Here is a 14,748-nt window from a genome sequence, read left to right as displayed (position 1 = left end):
GTCGCCCCCCCCCGGACCGGCCGGCCTTCCCCCGCCGCCGGGGGCGGGCCGCCGTTCGGCCGGATCCCGTCCGGCCGCCCCGCAGGCGCCCTGTCCGCCCCGCCGCCGGTGCACGAGAATGTGCCGGTCCCGCGCGAGGGGCTGGCGAAGCGGCCAACTCCCGTACCGGGCACTCCTTTTCCGTTACCGAATGGGGAGGTTCACCGACCATGTACAGGAGACTTCCGCAAGCCGTGCTGTCGGGTGTGCTGGTCGTGGCCTTCGCGGGGACGACCGCGTGGGCCACGACGACCACGGCGGGCACGGCCCCCGCGCCGGGCGTCGCCGCCGGGTGCGGGGCCGACGCGACCGCCCAGGGCCTGGCCAGTACCGCCCTTCCGAACACCCTGCTGGAGACGCCGCGCTCCGACGGGCGGACCGAGCAGTTCCAGCAGTTCTACGACAGTTCGGCAGCCTCCCTCCTGCCCTTCGTCTGGCACCGCTCCCAGGAAGCGCCCGGGGGCGCCTACGGCGGCTGGGAGCGCGTCAGCGCCACCCCCGTGGGCCCGAAGCTGTACCAGGTGAGCGCCGTCGAGAACGGCGCCGGCGCCCTGGAGGTGTTCTTCGCCTCCTACGGCGGCTTCTGCCACACCGTCCTGCCCGCGCCCGGCGACTCCTGGACCCCGACCGAGAACTTCGAGCTGTCACCGCCGCCCTACCACGGCGGGCTCACGCTCTTCAGGGAACGCGACGGCCGGCTGCACGCCTTCGCCTCCGGCGCCGACACGAACGCGGCCATGGAGGTGCGCAGCCAGGACGGCGACGCCCGGGACTCCTGGGGCCCGGTGCGCCGGCTGCCCCGGCTGCCGGACCCCAACGCGGGCCTGGGCGCGCCGTCCTCGGTCGTCCAACTGCCGGACGGGCGGCTGCGGGTGACCGTCCGCGAGTGGAACCGCGACCGCTCCTGGCGGACCACCGAGGCGGACCGGTTCGTCTCCTGGGAGCCGTGGCAGCTCTGCGCGGACAGCACCTGCGCCTGACGGCCGGGCGGCGGGCAGTCTGACGGCCGGGCCCGGGCGGGCGCTCCCGAGCGGGCACCGACCCGGGCGCTCGCCCGTCCGGGCGGGCTGCGCTGGCGGCCGGGTGGGGCCGCCGGTATGCCTGGGGGGACGGCGAGGCGGCGGAGAGGACGGCGGGGTGGGCGGCGCGGACGGGGACGGGAGCGGGGAGCGGGACGGCGGGGGGACGCGGGCGCCGGGCAACCGGGCGGTGGTGCTGGGGGTGCTGGCCTCCACCGCGGTGGTGCTGCTCGCGCAGGCGGCGAGCGGCACCAGCGCCCGGCTGGTGCTGCTGCTGGTGTTCCTGCCGGCCCTGCTGGCGGGGCTGGGCACCGTCGCGCAGACGGTCGCGGCCTCGGTGTGGGTGGCCGGGGTGGTGGCGGTCAGCACGGTGCTGTTCCCGCCGTCCTCGCTGGCCGCCCGGGTGGGCACCCTGGTGGGGGTGGTCGGCGCCGAGGCGGCCGTGGTCGGGCTGTGCGCGCGCCGGGTACGGCGCGAGCGGGAGCTGTTCCGGATGCGGCAGACCGCCGTCGCCCTGCAACGCCAGCTGCTGCGCCCGCTGCCGGTGCTCACCCCCGACGTCCAGCTGTACGGGCTGTACCGGCCGGTGGAGGAGGACGCCCTGGTCGGCGGCGACCTGTACGACGTCGCCGACACCCCGTACGGCACCCGGGTGCTGGTGGGCGACGTGCAGGGCAAGGGCCTGCCGGCGATCGGCGCGGGCTTCGCGGTGCTGAGCGCCTTCCGGGAGGCGGCCTTCCGGGAGCCGGCGCTGACCGGCGTCGCGGACGCCCTGGAGGCGGCGGTGGAACGGCACAACGCGTACGCGGTGCAGGGCGGCGAGAGCGAGCGCTTCGTCACCGCGACCGTGCTGGGCGTGGAGCGCGGCGCGGACGTGCAGGCCGTCAACTGCGGCCACCTCTCCCCCTACCTGCTGCACGGCGGCCGGGTCGAGGCCGTGCCGCTGCCGGCCGGGGTGCCGCTCGGGCTGGCGGAGCTGACCGACGAGGTGCGCACCGTCCGGTGGTTCGCGCTGCCCGAGGACGGCGTGCTGGTGCTGCTCACCGACGGGATCACCGAGGCCCAGGACGCCACCGGCGCGTTCTACCCCGTCGAGCGGGGCCTGGCCGCCCTCGCCGCCGCCCCCGCCTCCCTGCTGCCCGAGGCCCTGGACCGCGAGGCCCGCCGCTGGAGCGGGGGCCGCAGCCGCGACGACGTCACGGCGCTGTCCCTGCGCCGCGCGCCCTGAGGCTGCCGGGGTTCCCCCGAGGCGCCCTCACCGCTTCAGGAACTCCAGCAGGTCGGCGTTGAAGCGCTCCTTGTCGCCGGGGACCATCGCGATGCCGTGCGAGCCGTTCTCGTACACCTTCAGGACGGCGCCGGGGATGATCCGGGCGGCCCGGCGGGCGGTGGCCTCGACGGGGACGATCCGGTCGTCGTCGCCGTGCACGATCAGGGTGGGGATGTCGAACCCGGCCAGGTCCTCGTGGAAGTCGGTGTAGCCGAAGGCGTCCACGCAGTCGACGCCGCCCTCGATGGTCTGGTGCATCGCCATGAACCAGAAGGCGTCCCGGTTGCCCTGGGTGGCGCGGGAGCCGGGGCGGTCGGCGGAGAAGAAGTCGACGGAGGTGTCCTGCCAGAACTGGGAGCGCTCGGTGAGGATGCCGGCCTTGAGGTCGTCGAAGACGGTGCCGGGCACGCCGTGCGGGTTGTCGGGGCCCTGGAGCATGGACGGGGTGATCGCCGACAGCAGGACGGCGGAGCGGATCCGCCCGGTGCCGTGGCGGCCGATGTAGCGGGCGAGCTCGCCGCCGCCCATGGAGTGGGCCACCAGGGTGACATCGCGCAGGTCGAGCCCGGTGAGCAGGCTGTCGAGGTCGTCGGCGAAGGTGTCGAAGTCGTAGCCGCCGTAGACCGGGGCGGAACGGCCGTGGCCGCGCCGGTCGTGGGCGATGGCCCGCAGGCCGGCGTCCGCGACGGCCTTCAGCTGGTCCTGCCAGGCGTCGCCGTTGAGCGGCCAGCCGTGGATGAACACGACGGGGCGTCCGCTGCCCCAGTCCTGGTAGAAGATCTCGACGCCGTCGCGGGTCCTGGAGATGGGCATGCTCCTGCTCCTTCGGGTGGTGCGCCGGGGTGGGGTGGCCTGCCGGGATGATCTGCCGGGGGTGGCCTGCCCGGGGCCTGCCGGGCCGCAGGTTCATCCAACGGGAGGCGGGTGGGGCCCGCATCCCGCGGCGGCCGGGGCCCGCGCGGGAACGGACGCGGCGCTACGCCGTTCGGATGAGTTCGGGCGAGGGCGGGCGGGTTTCGGATGAGTTCGGGCGGGGGCGGGTGAGTTCGGGCGAGGGCGGTTCAGCCGCTCTCGCGCAGGCGGGTGCCGAGGGCGTCGGGGGGCAGCAGGGGCGCCGGGTAGCCGGCCGGGGGCTCGGCCAGCTCCCAGGGGCGGTGGACGGCGCGGGCGGGCAGGTGGGCGAGCTCGGGGACCCAGCGGCGCACGTAGGCGCCGTCGGGGTCGTAGCGGTCGGCCTGGCGCAGCGGGTTGAGGACGCGGTTGGGGCGGGTGTCGGTGCCGGTGCCGGCGACCCACTGCCAGTTGAGCTGGTTGTTGGCGAGGTCGCCGTCGACGAGCAGGGCGAGGAAGTGGGCGGCGCCGGGGCGCCAGTGGTGGCGCAGGCTCTTGGTGAGGAAGGAGGCGGTGAGCAGGCGGGCCCGGTTGTGCATCCAGCCCTCGTGGGCGAGTTGGCGCAGGCCGGCGTCGACGATCGGGTAGCCGGTGCGGCCCTCGCGCCAGGCCTGGAGCTCGCGTTCATCGTCGTACCAGCGGACGGGGCGGGGGCGGTAGTCGGCGTGGGCGGCGTCAGGGCGGGCCGCGAGGACCTGGTGGTGGAAGTCGCGCCAGGCGAGCTGGCGCACCAGCGCGGCCGCGCCGGGGGTGTCGGACTTCCCGGCGCGGTGGGCGAGTTCGGTGGCGGACAGGCAGCCGAAGTGCAGGTACGGCGAGAGGCGGGAGGTGGCGTCGGCGGCGAGGTCGTCGTGCAACTGCTCGTAGGCGTCCGGGTTCCAGGCGCGCAGGCGGCGGCGGGCGGCGCTCTCGCCGCCGGGGGCGCGGCCCGGGGAGGTGCCGGCGGGGGCGGCGGGCAGCGGGGCGCTCGCGGGGCCGTCGGGGGTGGCGAGGGTGCGCGGGGCGGGCAGGACGGTGCGCCGGGGTGCCTGCTGCCAGGCGCGGTGGTAGGGGGTGAAGACGGCGTAGTGATCGCGCCCGGCCGGGGTGACGAGGCCGGCGGGGACGATGGTGAGCGCGGCGTCGTGCAGGTGCAGGCGCTCGCCGAGGGCGCGGCGCAGGGCGTGTTCGCGGCGGGTGGCGAAGGCGGAGACGCCGGCGTTGGTGTGGACGGTGTCGGCGCCGCACTCGGCGGCCAGGCGGGCGGCCTGTTCGGCGGGGTCGCCGTGGCGCAGGACCAGGCGGGAGCCGGCGGCGCGCAGCGCCCGGTCGAGGTCGGCGAGGCTCTCGGCGAGGAAGGCCTGCCGGTTGGGGGCGGCGAAGCCGGCCCGGGCGATGGCCGGGTCGAGGACGAACAGGGGGACGACCTGGTCGGCGCGGGTGCGGGCGGCGTGCAGGGCGGGGTTGTCGTGCAGGCGCAGGTCCTGGGTGAACAGGACGACGGCGGTGCTCATCGGGGGCCTCGTGCGGTGGGGTGCGGGTACGGCGGCGGGTGGGGGTGTCGGGTGGCGGGTCGGGGTGGGGGTGTCAGCCGGCGGGTCGGGCGGGTCGGGCGCGTTCGGTGATGTTGCGGGCCATGGCGCCGAACACCAGGGCGTGGAAGGGCGCCACCGACCACCAGTAGAGGTGGCCGGCCAGTCCGTGCGGGTGGAACAGCGCCCGCTGCTGGTAGAGCGCGCCGCCGGCGCCGTCGGGTGTCACGCGCAGTTCGAGCCAGGCCAGGCCCGGCAGGCGCATCTCGGCGCGCAGCCGCAGCAGGTGTCCGGGTTCGATCTCCTCGACCCGCCAGAAGTCGAGCGCGTCGCCGACCCGCAGCCGGTGGCGGTCGCGGCGGCCGCGGCGCAGGCCGACGCCGCCGGCCAGGCGGTCCAGGCGTCCGCGCAAGGCCCAGGCCAGCGGCAGGGAGTACCAGCCGTTCTCGCCGCCGACGCCCTCCACCACCCGCCACAGCGCGGCCGGGTCGGCGGCCACCCGGCGCCGGCGCAGGTCCTGGTAGAGGCTGCCGCCGGCCCAGTCGGGGTCGGTGGGCAGCGGGTCGCTGGGCGCGCCGGGCAGGGAGGCGGAGGACCAGCGGGTGGAGACCTGGGCGTCGCGGATGCGCCGCAGGGCCAGTTCCACGGCCCGGTCGAAGCCGGTCAGGCCCTCGGGCGGGTCGGGGATCCAGCGGGCGATGTCGTGTTCGCGGCACACCACCTCGTGGCGCAGCGACTCCACCAGTGGTCGGGCGAGCGAGCCCGGTACGGGGGTGACCAGGCCCACCCAGTGGCTGGACAGGCGCGGGGAGAGCACGGGCACCGGCACGATCAGGCGCCGGGGCAGGTCGGCGACCTCGGCGTAGTGGCGCATCATCAGCCGGTAGGTGAGCACGTCGGGCCCGCCGATGTCGAAGGTGCGGTCGACCTCGGGGGGCAGGGCGGCGGCGCCGACCAGGTAGCGCAGCACGTCGCGTACGGCGATCGGCTGGATGCGGGTGTCGACCCAGCGGGGGGTGACCATCGCCGGGAGCCGTTCGGTCAGGTGGCGCAGCATCTCGAAGGAGGCCGAGCCGGAGCCGATGATCACCGCGGCCCGCAGTTCGGCGGTGGGGACGCCGCCCGTGCGCAGGGCGCGCCCCACTTCGGCGCGCGAGCGCAGGTGGGCCGACAGGTGCGGTTCGGGGACCCCGGCGGGCAGCAGTCCGCCGAGGTAGACGATGCGCCGGGTGCCGGCGGCGGCGGCCGCCTCGGCGAAGGTCTCGGCGGCCTGCCGGTCCCGGGTCTCGAAGCCGGGCCCGGTACCCAGGGAGTGGACCAGGTAGTAGGCGGCGTCGATGCCGTCGAAGGCCGCGGGCAGGGACTCGGCGCGGGTGACGTCCCCGGTGACGGCCTCCACGTCGGCCCGCCAGGGCTGGTCCCGCAGCCGGAGCGGGTCGCGGACCAGGCAGCGCACCCGGTACCCGGCGGCGAGCAGTTCGGGCACCAGGCGCCCGCCGATGTAGCCGGTGGCGCCGGTGACCAGGCAGTGCGGGCGCGTCCGGGTCGGCTCGTCCACCTGCGGCTCCTCTCGTGCGGGCGGGTGCGCCCCCCGTGCCCCGCCAGGCGCGGGGGGCGCTGCCGGGGTGTTCGGAGCGGACGCGGCCGGGGATTGGACACGGCCGGGGATTCGAGTCTTCCAGGGGTCTCCTGCGGGCGCCTGGGCGTGCGCGCGGGGGGGCCGGGAATCCGGGCGTGCGCGGGGGCCGGGAATCCGGTGTCCTTGGCGGGCAATCCGCGCCGGGTGCGGCTTCGAACGCCTGACGTCGCCGTGTTCCGTCGGCCCTGCCGGGTGTCCGCCCGGCCGGGATTCCCTGGAGGTCGTGCCATGCCCACCGTCCACTGGCCGGGGCCGTCGCCCGTGTGTTGCGAGCGCGAGGCGGCCGGATGAGTACGGTCGTTCACCTGTCCGGGCCGGGGCGTCCGGGCGCCGACCTCAAGGAGTTGCTGAGCAGGACCGCGCGCGGCGACCGGGAGGCGTTCGGTCGGCTGTACGACGCGGTGGCGGGCCCGGTGCTGGGGCTGGTCCGCCGGGTGCTGCGGGATCCGGCGCAGTCCGAGGAGGTCGCGCAGGAGGTGATGCTGGAGGTGTGGCGCACCTGCGCCCGCTACCGGCCCGAGCGCGGGGAGGTGCTGGCGTGGGTGCTGACCATCGCCCACCGCCGCGCCGTGGACCGGGTGCGGGCGGCGCAGGCGTCCGCCGACCGCGACCGGCGGGCCGCCGCCGCCTCGCACGCGCCGGCGTTCGACGAGGTCGCCGAGCAGGTCGAGGGGCGGCTGGAACGCGAGCAGGTGCGGCGCTGCCTGAAGGGGCTGACCGAGCTGCAGCGGGAGTCGATCACGCTGGCCTACTACCGCGGGTACACCTACCCGCAGGTCGCCGAACTGCTCGGCACCCCGCTGGGCACCGTCAAGACCCGGATGCGCGACGCGCTGATCCGGCTGCGCGACTGCCTGGGGGTGGGAGCATGAGCGGCGCCGACCTGCACACGCTGACCGGCGCCTACGCCGCGCACGCCCTCGACGCGGACGAGCGCGCGCAGTTCGAGCGCCACCTGGCGCAGTGTCCGGCCTGCGCCCGGGAGGTGGCCGAGTTCACGGCGACGCTGGCCAGGCTGGGCGCCGCGCAGGCCGTCGCGGTGTCCGGGGAGCTGAAGTCGCGGGTGATGGGCGCCCTGGACACCGTCCGGCAGGAGGCCCCGCGCGCCGCGGCCGGACCCGACGGTGCCCGGCGCCCCGGGCGGCTCGCCCGCGGCTGGCCGCGGCTGGCGCTGGCGGCCTGTCTGGCGGCGGCCGCGGCCCTCGGCGGCGTGGCCGTCCAGCAGCACCGGGAGGCGGACCGGGCCAGGGCCCTCGCCGCCGCGCTGCAGCGGCACCAGGACCAGGTCACCGGGCTGCTGGCGGCACCCGACGCCCGGCGGGCGAGCGGCCCGGCGGCCGGCGGCACCGGCACCGGGGCGGTGGTCTGGTCGCACGACAAGGGCCGGGCCGTCCTCCTGGCCTCCGGCCTGCCCGCCCCGGCGGACGGCACGGCGTACGAGCTGTGGTTCGACGACGGCGCCGCGATGCGCCCGGCGGGGCTGATGCCCCGGGGCGACGGCGCGTTCCTGCTGGACGGCCCCCTGGACGGTGCGCGCGGTATCGGGGTCACGGTGGAGCCCTCGGCCGGCTCCGCGCACCCCACGGGGGCGCCGGTCCTGCTGATCCCGTTCATCTGAGCGGGAGGGCCGGGCCGGGCGGCTGGCCCGGCGGGAGGTGGCCGGGTCGGGCCGGGGCCAGGAGACCGTGAGGGTGCCGCTCAAGGGCGCCCCGGACGTCCCCGGGCGCCCTTGAGCGGCCTCGGCCCGGGGCGCCGGGGCCGGGCCTCCCGGCGGTCCGGCCCGTTCCGCAGCCCGTTCCGCAGCCCGTCTGCGGCCCGTCCGCGGCCCTCAACCCTGGCCGGGCGGTGTCACCCGGCCAGAGCAATGTCACCCGATCGGGGGGTATCCGGACTCGCACCCATCCGGTGGAGCCGGACCGCCGAATGAGGACCGTGACCGATGAGACGAGCAGCAGCCCGCCGGGCGCCCTCCCCCGAGCACGCACCCGTGCCGCCGGGCCGGCCGTGGCGGCGCTGTGCGGGCTGGCGGCCGCCGCCGCGGCCGTGGGAGCCGGTGAGGCGGCGGCGGCGTTCACCCGCCCCCAGGCCTCACCGGTGGTGGCGATCGGCTCGGCGGCGATCGACCTCGCGCCCACCGCCGTCAAGACGTGGGCGGTCCAGCGGTTCGGCACCGGCGACAAGACGGTCCTGCTGGGCGGGATCTACACCGTCATGGGTCTCGCGGCCGCGGCCCTCGGCGTGCTGGCCGTACGCCGTCGCGGCGCGGCCGCCGCCCTGTTCACGGCCTTCGGCGGCCTCGGCGCCTGGGCCGCGCTGGCCCGCCCGCAGGCCCTCCCCACCGACCTGCTGCCCTCCGCCGCCGCGGCCGGCGGCGCGGTCGCCGTGCTGTGGTGGCTGGCCGGACCCGCCCTCTCCCCCGGCCCTTCCCCCGGCCCTTCCCCTTCCCTTGGCTCGGGCCCGGTCCGGCCGGCCGGGCCCGAACGGCGGCGCGTCCTGGCGGCCGGCGCCACGATCGGCACGGCCGCCGCCCTCGGCACGGCCGGACGCGTCCTGTCCGACCGGCGCGGCGACGTCAGCGCGGCCCGCGCCGCCGTCCGCCTGCCGCCGCCGCTGCGCCCGGCTCCACCGCTGCCGCGCGCCGTCGGCGCCACGGTCCCCGGCCTGCCCCCGTTCATCACCCCCACCGCCGACTTCTACCGCGTCGACACCGCCCTGACCCTGCCGCGCATCGACCCGCGCGCCTGGTCGCTGCGGCTGCACGGCCTGGTCGACCGCCCGCTGCTGATCGGCTTCGACGACCTGCTCGCCCTCGGGCTGGAGGAGCTGGACCACACCCTGTCCTGCGTCTCCAACGAGGTCGGCGGCCCCTACGCGGGCACCACCCGCTGGCTCGGCGCCTCGCTGCCCGCCCTGCTGCGCCGCGCCGGCGTCCGCTCCGGCGCCGAGCAGCTCGTCGGCCGCTCGCAGGACGGCATGACGATCGGCACCCCGGTCGAGACGCTCCTCGACGGGCGCCGGGCGCTGCTCGCGGTGGCGATGAACGGCGAGGCGCTGCCCGTCGAACACGGCTTCCCCTGCCGCACGGTGGTGCCAGGCCTCTACGGCTACACCTCGGCCACCAAGTGGCTCGTCGACCTGGAGGTGACCACCTTCGCCGCCCGCGACCCGTACTGGGTGCGGCGCGGCTGGGACCGCACCGGCGAGGTCCGCACCGCCTCGCGGATCGACGTGCCCGCGCCGTTCGCCCGCGTGCCGCCCGGCGACGTGACGGTGGCCGGCACCGCCTGGGCCACCCACCGCGGCATCGCCGCCGTCGAGGTGCGCGTCGACGGCGGGCCCTGGCGGCAGGCCGAACTGGCCGCCGACGCCGGGCCCGACCTGTGGCGCCAGTGGACCCACACCTGGACCGGCGCCGCCCCCGGGACCCACCGCCTCGAGGCCCGTGCCACCGACGGCACCGGGGCCGTCCAGCCCGCCACCCGCACACCTCCCCACCCCTCGGGCGCGACGGGCTGGCACAGCGTCGTCGTCACCGTCACCTGACCCCACCTCACGACCTCCCCACCCCTTCGGCATCCGGGATCCGCCCGATGCCACCTGACAGGAGAATCCGTCCATGAACACGACCGTCCTGGTCCGCAAGCCCTTCGCCGCCGTCCTCGCCGCCGGCCTGCTGGCCGCCTCCCTGAGCGCGTGCAGCAGCAGCGGCGAGGCGAAGTCCTCGGACACGGCCAAGAGCACCAGCGCGACCGCCGCGGCCCAGCCGTCCGGTGCCCCGGCTTCCGGTGCCCCGTCCGCCGAGCAGGTGACGGCCGGGCAGCCGTTCGGCACCGCGTGCGCGGCCGTCCCCAAGGACGGGGCCGGCAGCTTCAGCGGCATGGCCAAGGACCCGGTCGCCACCGCCGCCTCCAACAACCCGCTGCTGTCCACCCTCGTCACCGCCGTCAAGCAGGCCGGCCTGGTGGACACCCTCAACTCCGCGAAGAACATCACCGTCTTCGCCCCCACCAACGACGCCTTCGCCAAGCTCCCGAAGAAGGACCTCGACGCCGTCCTCGCCGACAAGGACAAGCTCACCAAGATCCTCACCTACCACGTCGTCCCCCAGCGCCTGGCTCCCGCGGCACTCGCCGGCGGCCACAAGACCCTGGCCGCCGACGACCTCGCCGTGACCGGCGCCGCCCCGGACTTCACCGTCAACTCCGCCGCCAAGGTGCTGTGCGGCGACGTCCAGACCGCCAACGCCACCGTCTACATCGTCGACACCGTCCTGATGCCCGCCTCCTGACCCGGCATCAGCCCATGAACCGCGGCCCCCGGCGAACAACCCCCCGGTAGCCGGGGGCCGCACCCCCCACCTCCCGCCCCCGCCTGCTTGCCCACCAGCTGACTATGTAGACCGACCGACATATTCTCCCCACATCCCGCAGGCCCACCCGTGCACAGGAAGTCGGACCCGCCGACTTCCTGTGCACGGTGGCATGGCGGCACTGCGGCGCTGCGGCCCCCACCAGGGAAATATGTAGACCGACCGGCATATTTCTCCTGGGCCACGATTCCGGCCGCGCGAGAAGTCGGCAGGTCCGACTTCTCGCGTACGCCGAACCGCTCCCATTCCCCAGGCTCTCGCCGCTCCGTGCATGTGCGGCCGAATATGTAGACCGACCGATATATTTTTCCGTTTCACAGGCCGCCCGCCCGCAGGCCCCGCCGCGTGGCGAAGCCGAGGGCGAGCCACCCCGCACAGGAAGTCGGGCAGGCCGACTTCCTGTGCGCACTGCGGGCGCGATCGAATCTGTAGACCGGTCGGTATATTCACTCCGGAGCCGACGGCGCGAGCCCGCGGGCAAGGCTGTACGGCGCACGTTCCGCGGTTCCGCAGGGGCGGGGGTTCAGCGCAGCAGGTGCTCCAGCTGGTCGAGGGCGGTGGGCAGGTCGCGGGGGCGCAGGGCGCCCGGGGGGCGGCGGGGGCCGGTCCAGCCGGGGCCGGCGGTCAGGACGACGGGACGGGTGCGGGCACCGTGGGGGCCCCAGGTGGTCTCGGCGACACGGCGGGCCAGGGCCCGGTCGGCGGTGCGGGCGACCTGGGACCAGAGCAGGACGGCGGGCGGGCCGGTGCGGCGGACCGCTTCCAGCAGGGCTTCGGTCGGCAGTGCCGGGCCGAACATCCGAAACGGCAGACCCCGTTCGGCCAGCCCCGCAGCCAGCGCCTCCAGCGGCAGGGCATGCAGTTCGGCGGGCATGCCCGCGAGCAGGACGGCCGGACCCTGCGGCGGCTCGACCCGGTCGGCGGCGCGGCGCAGAGCAGCGGCGACGTGCCAGGACAGCAGGTGCTCGACCTCGACGTAGCGCTCGCCCTCGGCGGCCCACTTGCGGCCGGCGGCGCGCAGCGCGGGCATCATCACCTCGGTCCAGGCGGCGACCGGGCCGAGGGTGTCGACGCTGTGTCGCAGGATCCGGGCGAGCTCGGGGGCGTCGAGGCGAACGGCCGCGCGGGCCAGCCCCCGGCACTCGGGGCGGACGGTGCCGACGGGCAGGGCGTTCCCGCCACCGGGGGCCGGCCCGCCGGCAGGCGGCCCCGGCGGCTCGGACGGCCCTGACGACCCTGACGCCTCGGAACTCTCTGGCGGCCCGGACGGTCCTGGAGCCTCGGCGGCGAGGGCGAGGCGGGCGGCCTCGGCCGGGGTGACGCCGCGGGCGGTCAGGCGGCACATCTCCGCCAGGACGGCGACGTCCCGAGGGCTCCACTGGCGGTGGCGCCCGGGGTCGCGCCGGGCGGGGCCGATGCCGTAGCGGCGTTCCCAGGAGCGGACGGTGGTCGGGGAAACGCCGAGCATGCGGGCGAGGGCACCGGTGGTCAGGCTGGCCTGGGCCGGCGGCCGGTCGGCGGAGGCAGCCGCGGGGACGGGGACCGGGACGGGGACGGGCACATGCGTGAGCCTATGCGGGGCAGGCCGGGGCAGCGGGCGTCGCGGATGCGGGCGGCAAGCAGGGCTCGTTCCCCGGAAGCCATCGGCGCGCACAGGAAGTCGGACCCGTCGACTTCCTGTGCGCACCACGACCGCGGGTCCGAGCGGAATATGTAGGCCGGTCTAGAGATTTGCCCCCCCCGGCGCGCCGAGGACCCCGGCAGGGCAGGCCCGGGCACAGAACCATGCCGCCGGTGCGCACAGGAAGTCGGACCTGTCGACTTCCTGTGCGCACCACGATCGCGGGGCAGAGCGGAATATGTAGGCCGGTCTACAGATTTGGCAGGCAGGTGCGGGCGCGGGGCTGTGCCGGGTGGGGTGGGGGGTCGGCGAGTTGGGTGCGTAGGCGTAGCAGGGCGTCGCGGATGCGGGTCTTGACGGTGCCGAGGGGGGCACCGAGGGCTTCGGCGGCCTGGGCTTGGGTGCGGCCGCCGTAGTAGACCAGCAGCAGGCATTCGCGCTGGACGTCGGTGAGGGTGGCCAGGGCGCGGCGGACCCGTTCGCGTTCCCGGCCGCGGTCCAGGTCGCGTTCGACCTGGTCGGCGACCTCGTCGAAGACCGGGGTGTAGGCGCGCAGGGCGGCGGTGCGGTCGCGGTCGGCGGTGGCCTGGGCGGAGCGGACCCGGTCGACGGCGCGCCGGTGGGCGAGGGTGAGCATCCAGGGCAGGACCTCGCCGCGTTCGGGACGGTAGCGTGCCGCCTCCCGCCACACCTGTAGGAACACCTCCTGGGTGACCTCCTCGGCCTGGGCGTGGTCGCGCAGCACCCGTAGCACGAGGCCCAGGACGGTTCCGGCGGTGGCGGCGTACAACTCCTCGAAGGCCCACTCGTCGCCGCCGGCCACGCGTGCCGCCAGGGCGCGCAGCCCGGCCTGTCCGCCGCCGCCCGGGGGTTCGATGCCGGGGGGTTCGGTGCCGGGCGTCTCGTCTGCCGGGGGCCAGGGTGCCGGGGGCCGGGGTGCCGGCCGGTCGATCAGTGCGTGCACACTGCGACCGTCCCGGAGCGGCCACCGCCCGGGCTACTCGCATCGTTTGCGCATCGCTGTGCCCGCCCGCGTGCTCCCCGGGCTGCCGCGGTGGTCCGGCCCGTCCGGCCCGTTCGACTTCGAAGCGCTGTGAGCCGCGTCACTTTCGCGGTGGCGGTGCAGCAGGGCGGTGCCGGGGGCCGTCATGGGGGCGAAGGTGACGGCGGAAGAGTGAAGAGAGCGAGGGCGGCGGGTGAGGCTGCGCAGGGCCAGTCCCGGGATCGACTTCGTCGAGTTCGTACAGCAGCGTTCGGGCGCGCTGTTCCGGACGGCGTACGTGCTCACCGGGGACGCGCACACCGCGGAGGACCTCGTCCAGGAGGCGCTGGAACGATCCTGCCGCAACTGGCGGCGGGTGGCGGCCGCGGAAGCGCCCGAGGCGTACGTGCGCCGGATCCTGGTGAACCTGGTCAACGACCGCTGGCGGCGGCTGAGCCGCTCCGGCGAGCGGCCCGCCGCGGCGCCCGGCGCCGAGCACGCCGACCCGCGCGACGCCTACCGGTCGGTGGAGTTGCGCGCGGAGCTCGTCGCGGCGCTGCACACGCTGCCGATGGGGATGCGCACCGTGGTCGTCCTGTACTACCTCCACGACCTGGGGGACCAGGAGATCGCGCAGACGCTGGACATCTCCCCCGGCGCCGTGCGCTCCCAACTCGCCCGCGGCCTCGCGAAACTGCGGTCCGCACTGCCCCGGCAGGACGTCCCGTCCGCGCCGCCGACCTCGCGCGGAGGTGCGTGATGACCCGCTTCCCGTCCCACGATCCCGGCCCCGACCCCGACCACCCCGCCTCCGACCCCGGCTCCGACCCCGACTTCGACAAGGAACTCCTCGCCGCCATGACCGCATTCGCCGACAACACCCCGGCCCCCGTCATCGACGCCCTCGCCATCCGGCGCACGGTGCGCCGTCGCACCGTGCTCAGCGGCGCGGTGGCGGCGGCCGCGGTGGTCGCCATCGGCACGGGTGCGGCACTGCTCGCGCCGGGTTCGGGTCCGTCGCCCTCCGGCGGCCTGCCCGCGGGCCCCGCGAACGCCTCGGCGCCGATGTCGTCCGGCACACCCTCCCCCGACGCGCCCTCCGGCACGCCCGCGCCCGGGCCCTCGATGGCCTTCGGCACCCCCACGCCGCCGCCGATGCAGCCGACCGACGGGGTGCAGGTGAGTGTGCCGCCGCTCGCCAACCTGGCCAAGGACGCGGCCATCAGCGCGCTGGAGACGGCGGGACTGCGCTACGAGGTCCACGAGTTCACCGACTGGAACGTGCCCGCCGGGTCGGTCATCAACTCCGAGCCGCAGGCCGGCCGCACCGCACCTGCGCACTCGACGGTCCAGGTGTTCGTCTCCAAGGGCAGGCCGGGCCGCTGACCGGCACTGCCACGTCCAACG

Annotated in this window: 13 protein-coding genes; 8 read left to right on the top strand and 5 right to left on the bottom strand. The window is 76.4% G+C overall.

Going from position 1 to position 14,748, the window contains the following annotated elements; genetic code table 11:
* Positions 1-209: 209 nt before the first annotated feature.
* Positions 210-1,019 carry a hypothetical protein gene (locus tag ACIOGZ_RS21930; protein WP_400986842.1) on the top strand — a complete coding sequence of 270 codons (810 nt, stop codon included), beginning with the start codon at positions 210-212 and terminating at the stop codon, positions 1,017-1,019.
* A 157-nt stretch (positions 1,020-1,176) separates the two neighbouring features.
* Positions 1,177-2,286: a PP2C family protein-serine/threonine phosphatase gene (locus tag ACIOGZ_RS21925; protein WP_400986840.1), complete on the top strand. Its 1,110-nt coding sequence runs from the start codon at positions 1,177-1,179 to the stop codon at positions 2,284-2,286.
* 27 nt (positions 2,287-2,313) lie between these two features.
* Here ACIOGZ_RS21925 and ACIOGZ_RS21920 read toward each other — a convergent pair whose 3' ends face one another.
* The 3 genes from ACIOGZ_RS21920 to ACIOGZ_RS21910 form a co-directional block, all read right to left on the bottom strand.
* A complete protein-coding gene (locus tag ACIOGZ_RS21920) occupies positions 2,314-3,141 on the bottom strand; it encodes an alpha/beta fold hydrolase (RefSeq protein WP_400810372.1) in 828 nt (275 codons plus the stop codon).
* A 248-nt stretch (positions 3,142-3,389) separates the two neighbouring features.
* On the bottom strand, positions 3,390-4,712 hold the full coding sequence (locus ACIOGZ_RS21915; RefSeq protein WP_400986839.1) for a cryptochrome/photolyase family protein: 1,323 nt from the start codon (positions 4,710-4,712) through the stop codon (positions 3,390-3,392).
* A 73-nt stretch (positions 4,713-4,785) separates the two neighbouring features.
* Positions 4,786-6,288: an SDR family oxidoreductase gene (locus ACIOGZ_RS21910; RefSeq protein ID WP_400986838.1), complete on the bottom strand. Its 1,503-nt coding sequence runs from the start codon at positions 6,286-6,288 to the stop codon at positions 4,786-4,788.
* 368 nt (positions 6,289-6,656) lie between these two features.
* On the opposite strand from ACIOGZ_RS21910, the gene sigK (ACIOGZ_RS21905) reads away from it, so the two are divergent.
* The 4 genes from sigK (ACIOGZ_RS21905) (at position 6,657) to ACIOGZ_RS21890 (ending at position 10,657) form a co-directional block, all read left to right on the top strand.
* On the top strand, positions 6,657-7,241 hold the full coding sequence (gene sigK, locus ACIOGZ_RS21905) for an ECF RNA polymerase sigma factor SigK (protein ID WP_400986837.1): 585 nt from the start codon (positions 6,657-6,659) through the stop codon (positions 7,239-7,241).
* The gene (locus ACIOGZ_RS21900; RefSeq protein WP_400845247.1) at positions 7,238-7,987 is read left to right on the top strand and encodes an anti-sigma factor domain-containing protein; all 750 of its coding nucleotides are present in this window, start codon (positions 7,238-7,240) and stop codon (positions 7,985-7,987) included. The genes sigK (ACIOGZ_RS21905) and ACIOGZ_RS21900 overlap by 4 nt, the downstream gene beginning before the upstream one ends.
* A 305-nt stretch (positions 7,988-8,292) precedes the next feature.
* The gene (locus ACIOGZ_RS21895; RefSeq protein ID WP_363586777.1) at positions 8,293-9,912 is read left to right on the top strand and encodes a molybdopterin-dependent oxidoreductase; all 1,620 of its coding nucleotides are present in this window, start codon (positions 8,293-8,295) and stop codon (positions 9,910-9,912) included.
* A gap of 73 nt (positions 9,913-9,985) precedes the next feature.
* Positions 9,986-10,657: a fasciclin domain-containing protein gene (locus ACIOGZ_RS21890; protein WP_363586776.1), complete on the top strand. Its 672-nt coding sequence runs from the start codon at positions 9,986-9,988 to the stop codon at positions 10,655-10,657.
* 604 nt (positions 10,658-11,261) lie between these two features.
* On the opposite strand, the gene ACIOGZ_RS21885 is transcribed toward ACIOGZ_RS21890, so the two are convergent.
* Both ACIOGZ_RS21885 and sigK (ACIOGZ_RS21880) read right to left on the bottom strand, forming a co-directional pair.
* Positions 11,262-12,299, bottom strand: coding sequence for a MerR family transcriptional regulator (locus ACIOGZ_RS21885; RefSeq protein WP_400986835.1), 1,038 nt, complete (start codon positions 12,297-12,299; stop codon positions 11,262-11,264).
* Positions 12,300-12,609: 310 nt separating this feature from the next.
* A complete protein-coding gene (gene sigK / locus ACIOGZ_RS21880) occupies positions 12,610-13,236 on the bottom strand; it encodes an ECF RNA polymerase sigma factor SigK (RefSeq protein ID WP_363586836.1) in 627 nt (208 codons plus the stop codon).
* A 325-nt stretch (positions 13,237-13,561) separates the two neighbouring features.
* On the opposite strand from sigK (ACIOGZ_RS21880), the gene ACIOGZ_RS21875 reads away from it, so the two are divergent.
* The gene (locus ACIOGZ_RS21875) at positions 13,562-14,101 is read left to right on the top strand and encodes a SigE family RNA polymerase sigma factor (RefSeq protein ID WP_363624092.1); all 540 of its coding nucleotides are present in this window, start codon (positions 13,562-13,564) and stop codon (positions 14,099-14,101) included.
* Positions 14,101-14,727, top strand: coding sequence for a PASTA domain-containing protein (locus ACIOGZ_RS21870; RefSeq protein ID WP_400986833.1), 627 nt, complete (start codon positions 14,101-14,103; stop codon positions 14,725-14,727). The genes ACIOGZ_RS21875 and ACIOGZ_RS21870 overlap by 1 nt, the downstream gene beginning before the upstream one ends.
* Positions 14,728-14,748: the final 21 nt, after the last annotated feature.

It is taken from the genome of Kitasatospora sp. NPDC088160, from assembly GCF_044741445.1.
GTDB lineage: Bacteria > Actinomycetota > Actinomycetes > Streptomycetales > Streptomycetaceae > Kitasatospora.
This window is presented reverse-complemented; position numbering and strand designations above follow the sequence as displayed.

Bases quoted from the DNA above. Each gene is read 5' to 3' on its own strand.
- sigK (WP_400986837.1), top strand. From the start codon at position 6,657: ATGAGTACGGTCGTTCACCTGTCCGGGCCGGGGCGTCCGGGCGCCGAC.
- ACIOGZ_RS21870 (WP_400986833.1), top strand. From the start codon at position 14,101: ATGACCCGCTTCCCGTCCCACGATCCCGGCCCCGACCCCGACCACCCC.
- ACIOGZ_RS21920 (WP_400810372.1), bottom strand. From the start codon at position 3,141: ATGCCCATCTCCAGGACCCGCGACGGCGTCGAGATCTTCTACCAGGAC.
- ACIOGZ_RS21890 (WP_363586776.1), top strand. From the start codon at position 9,986: ATGAACACGACCGTCCTGGTCCGCAAGCCCTTCGCCGCCGTCCTCGCC.
- ACIOGZ_RS21895 (WP_363586777.1), top strand. From the start codon at position 8,293: ATGAGGACCGTGACCGATGAGACGAGCAGCAGCCCGCCGGGCGCCCTC.
- ACIOGZ_RS21930 (WP_400986842.1), top strand. From the start codon at position 210: ATGTACAGGAGACTTCCGCAAGCCGTGCTGTCGGGTGTGCTGGTCGTG.
- ACIOGZ_RS21915 (WP_400986839.1), bottom strand. From the start codon at position 4,712: ATGAGCACCGCCGTCGTCCTGTTCACCCAGGACCTGCGCCTGCACGAC.
- ACIOGZ_RS21900 (WP_400845247.1), top strand. From the start codon at position 7,238: ATGAGCGGCGCCGACCTGCACACGCTGACCGGCGCCTACGCCGCGCAC.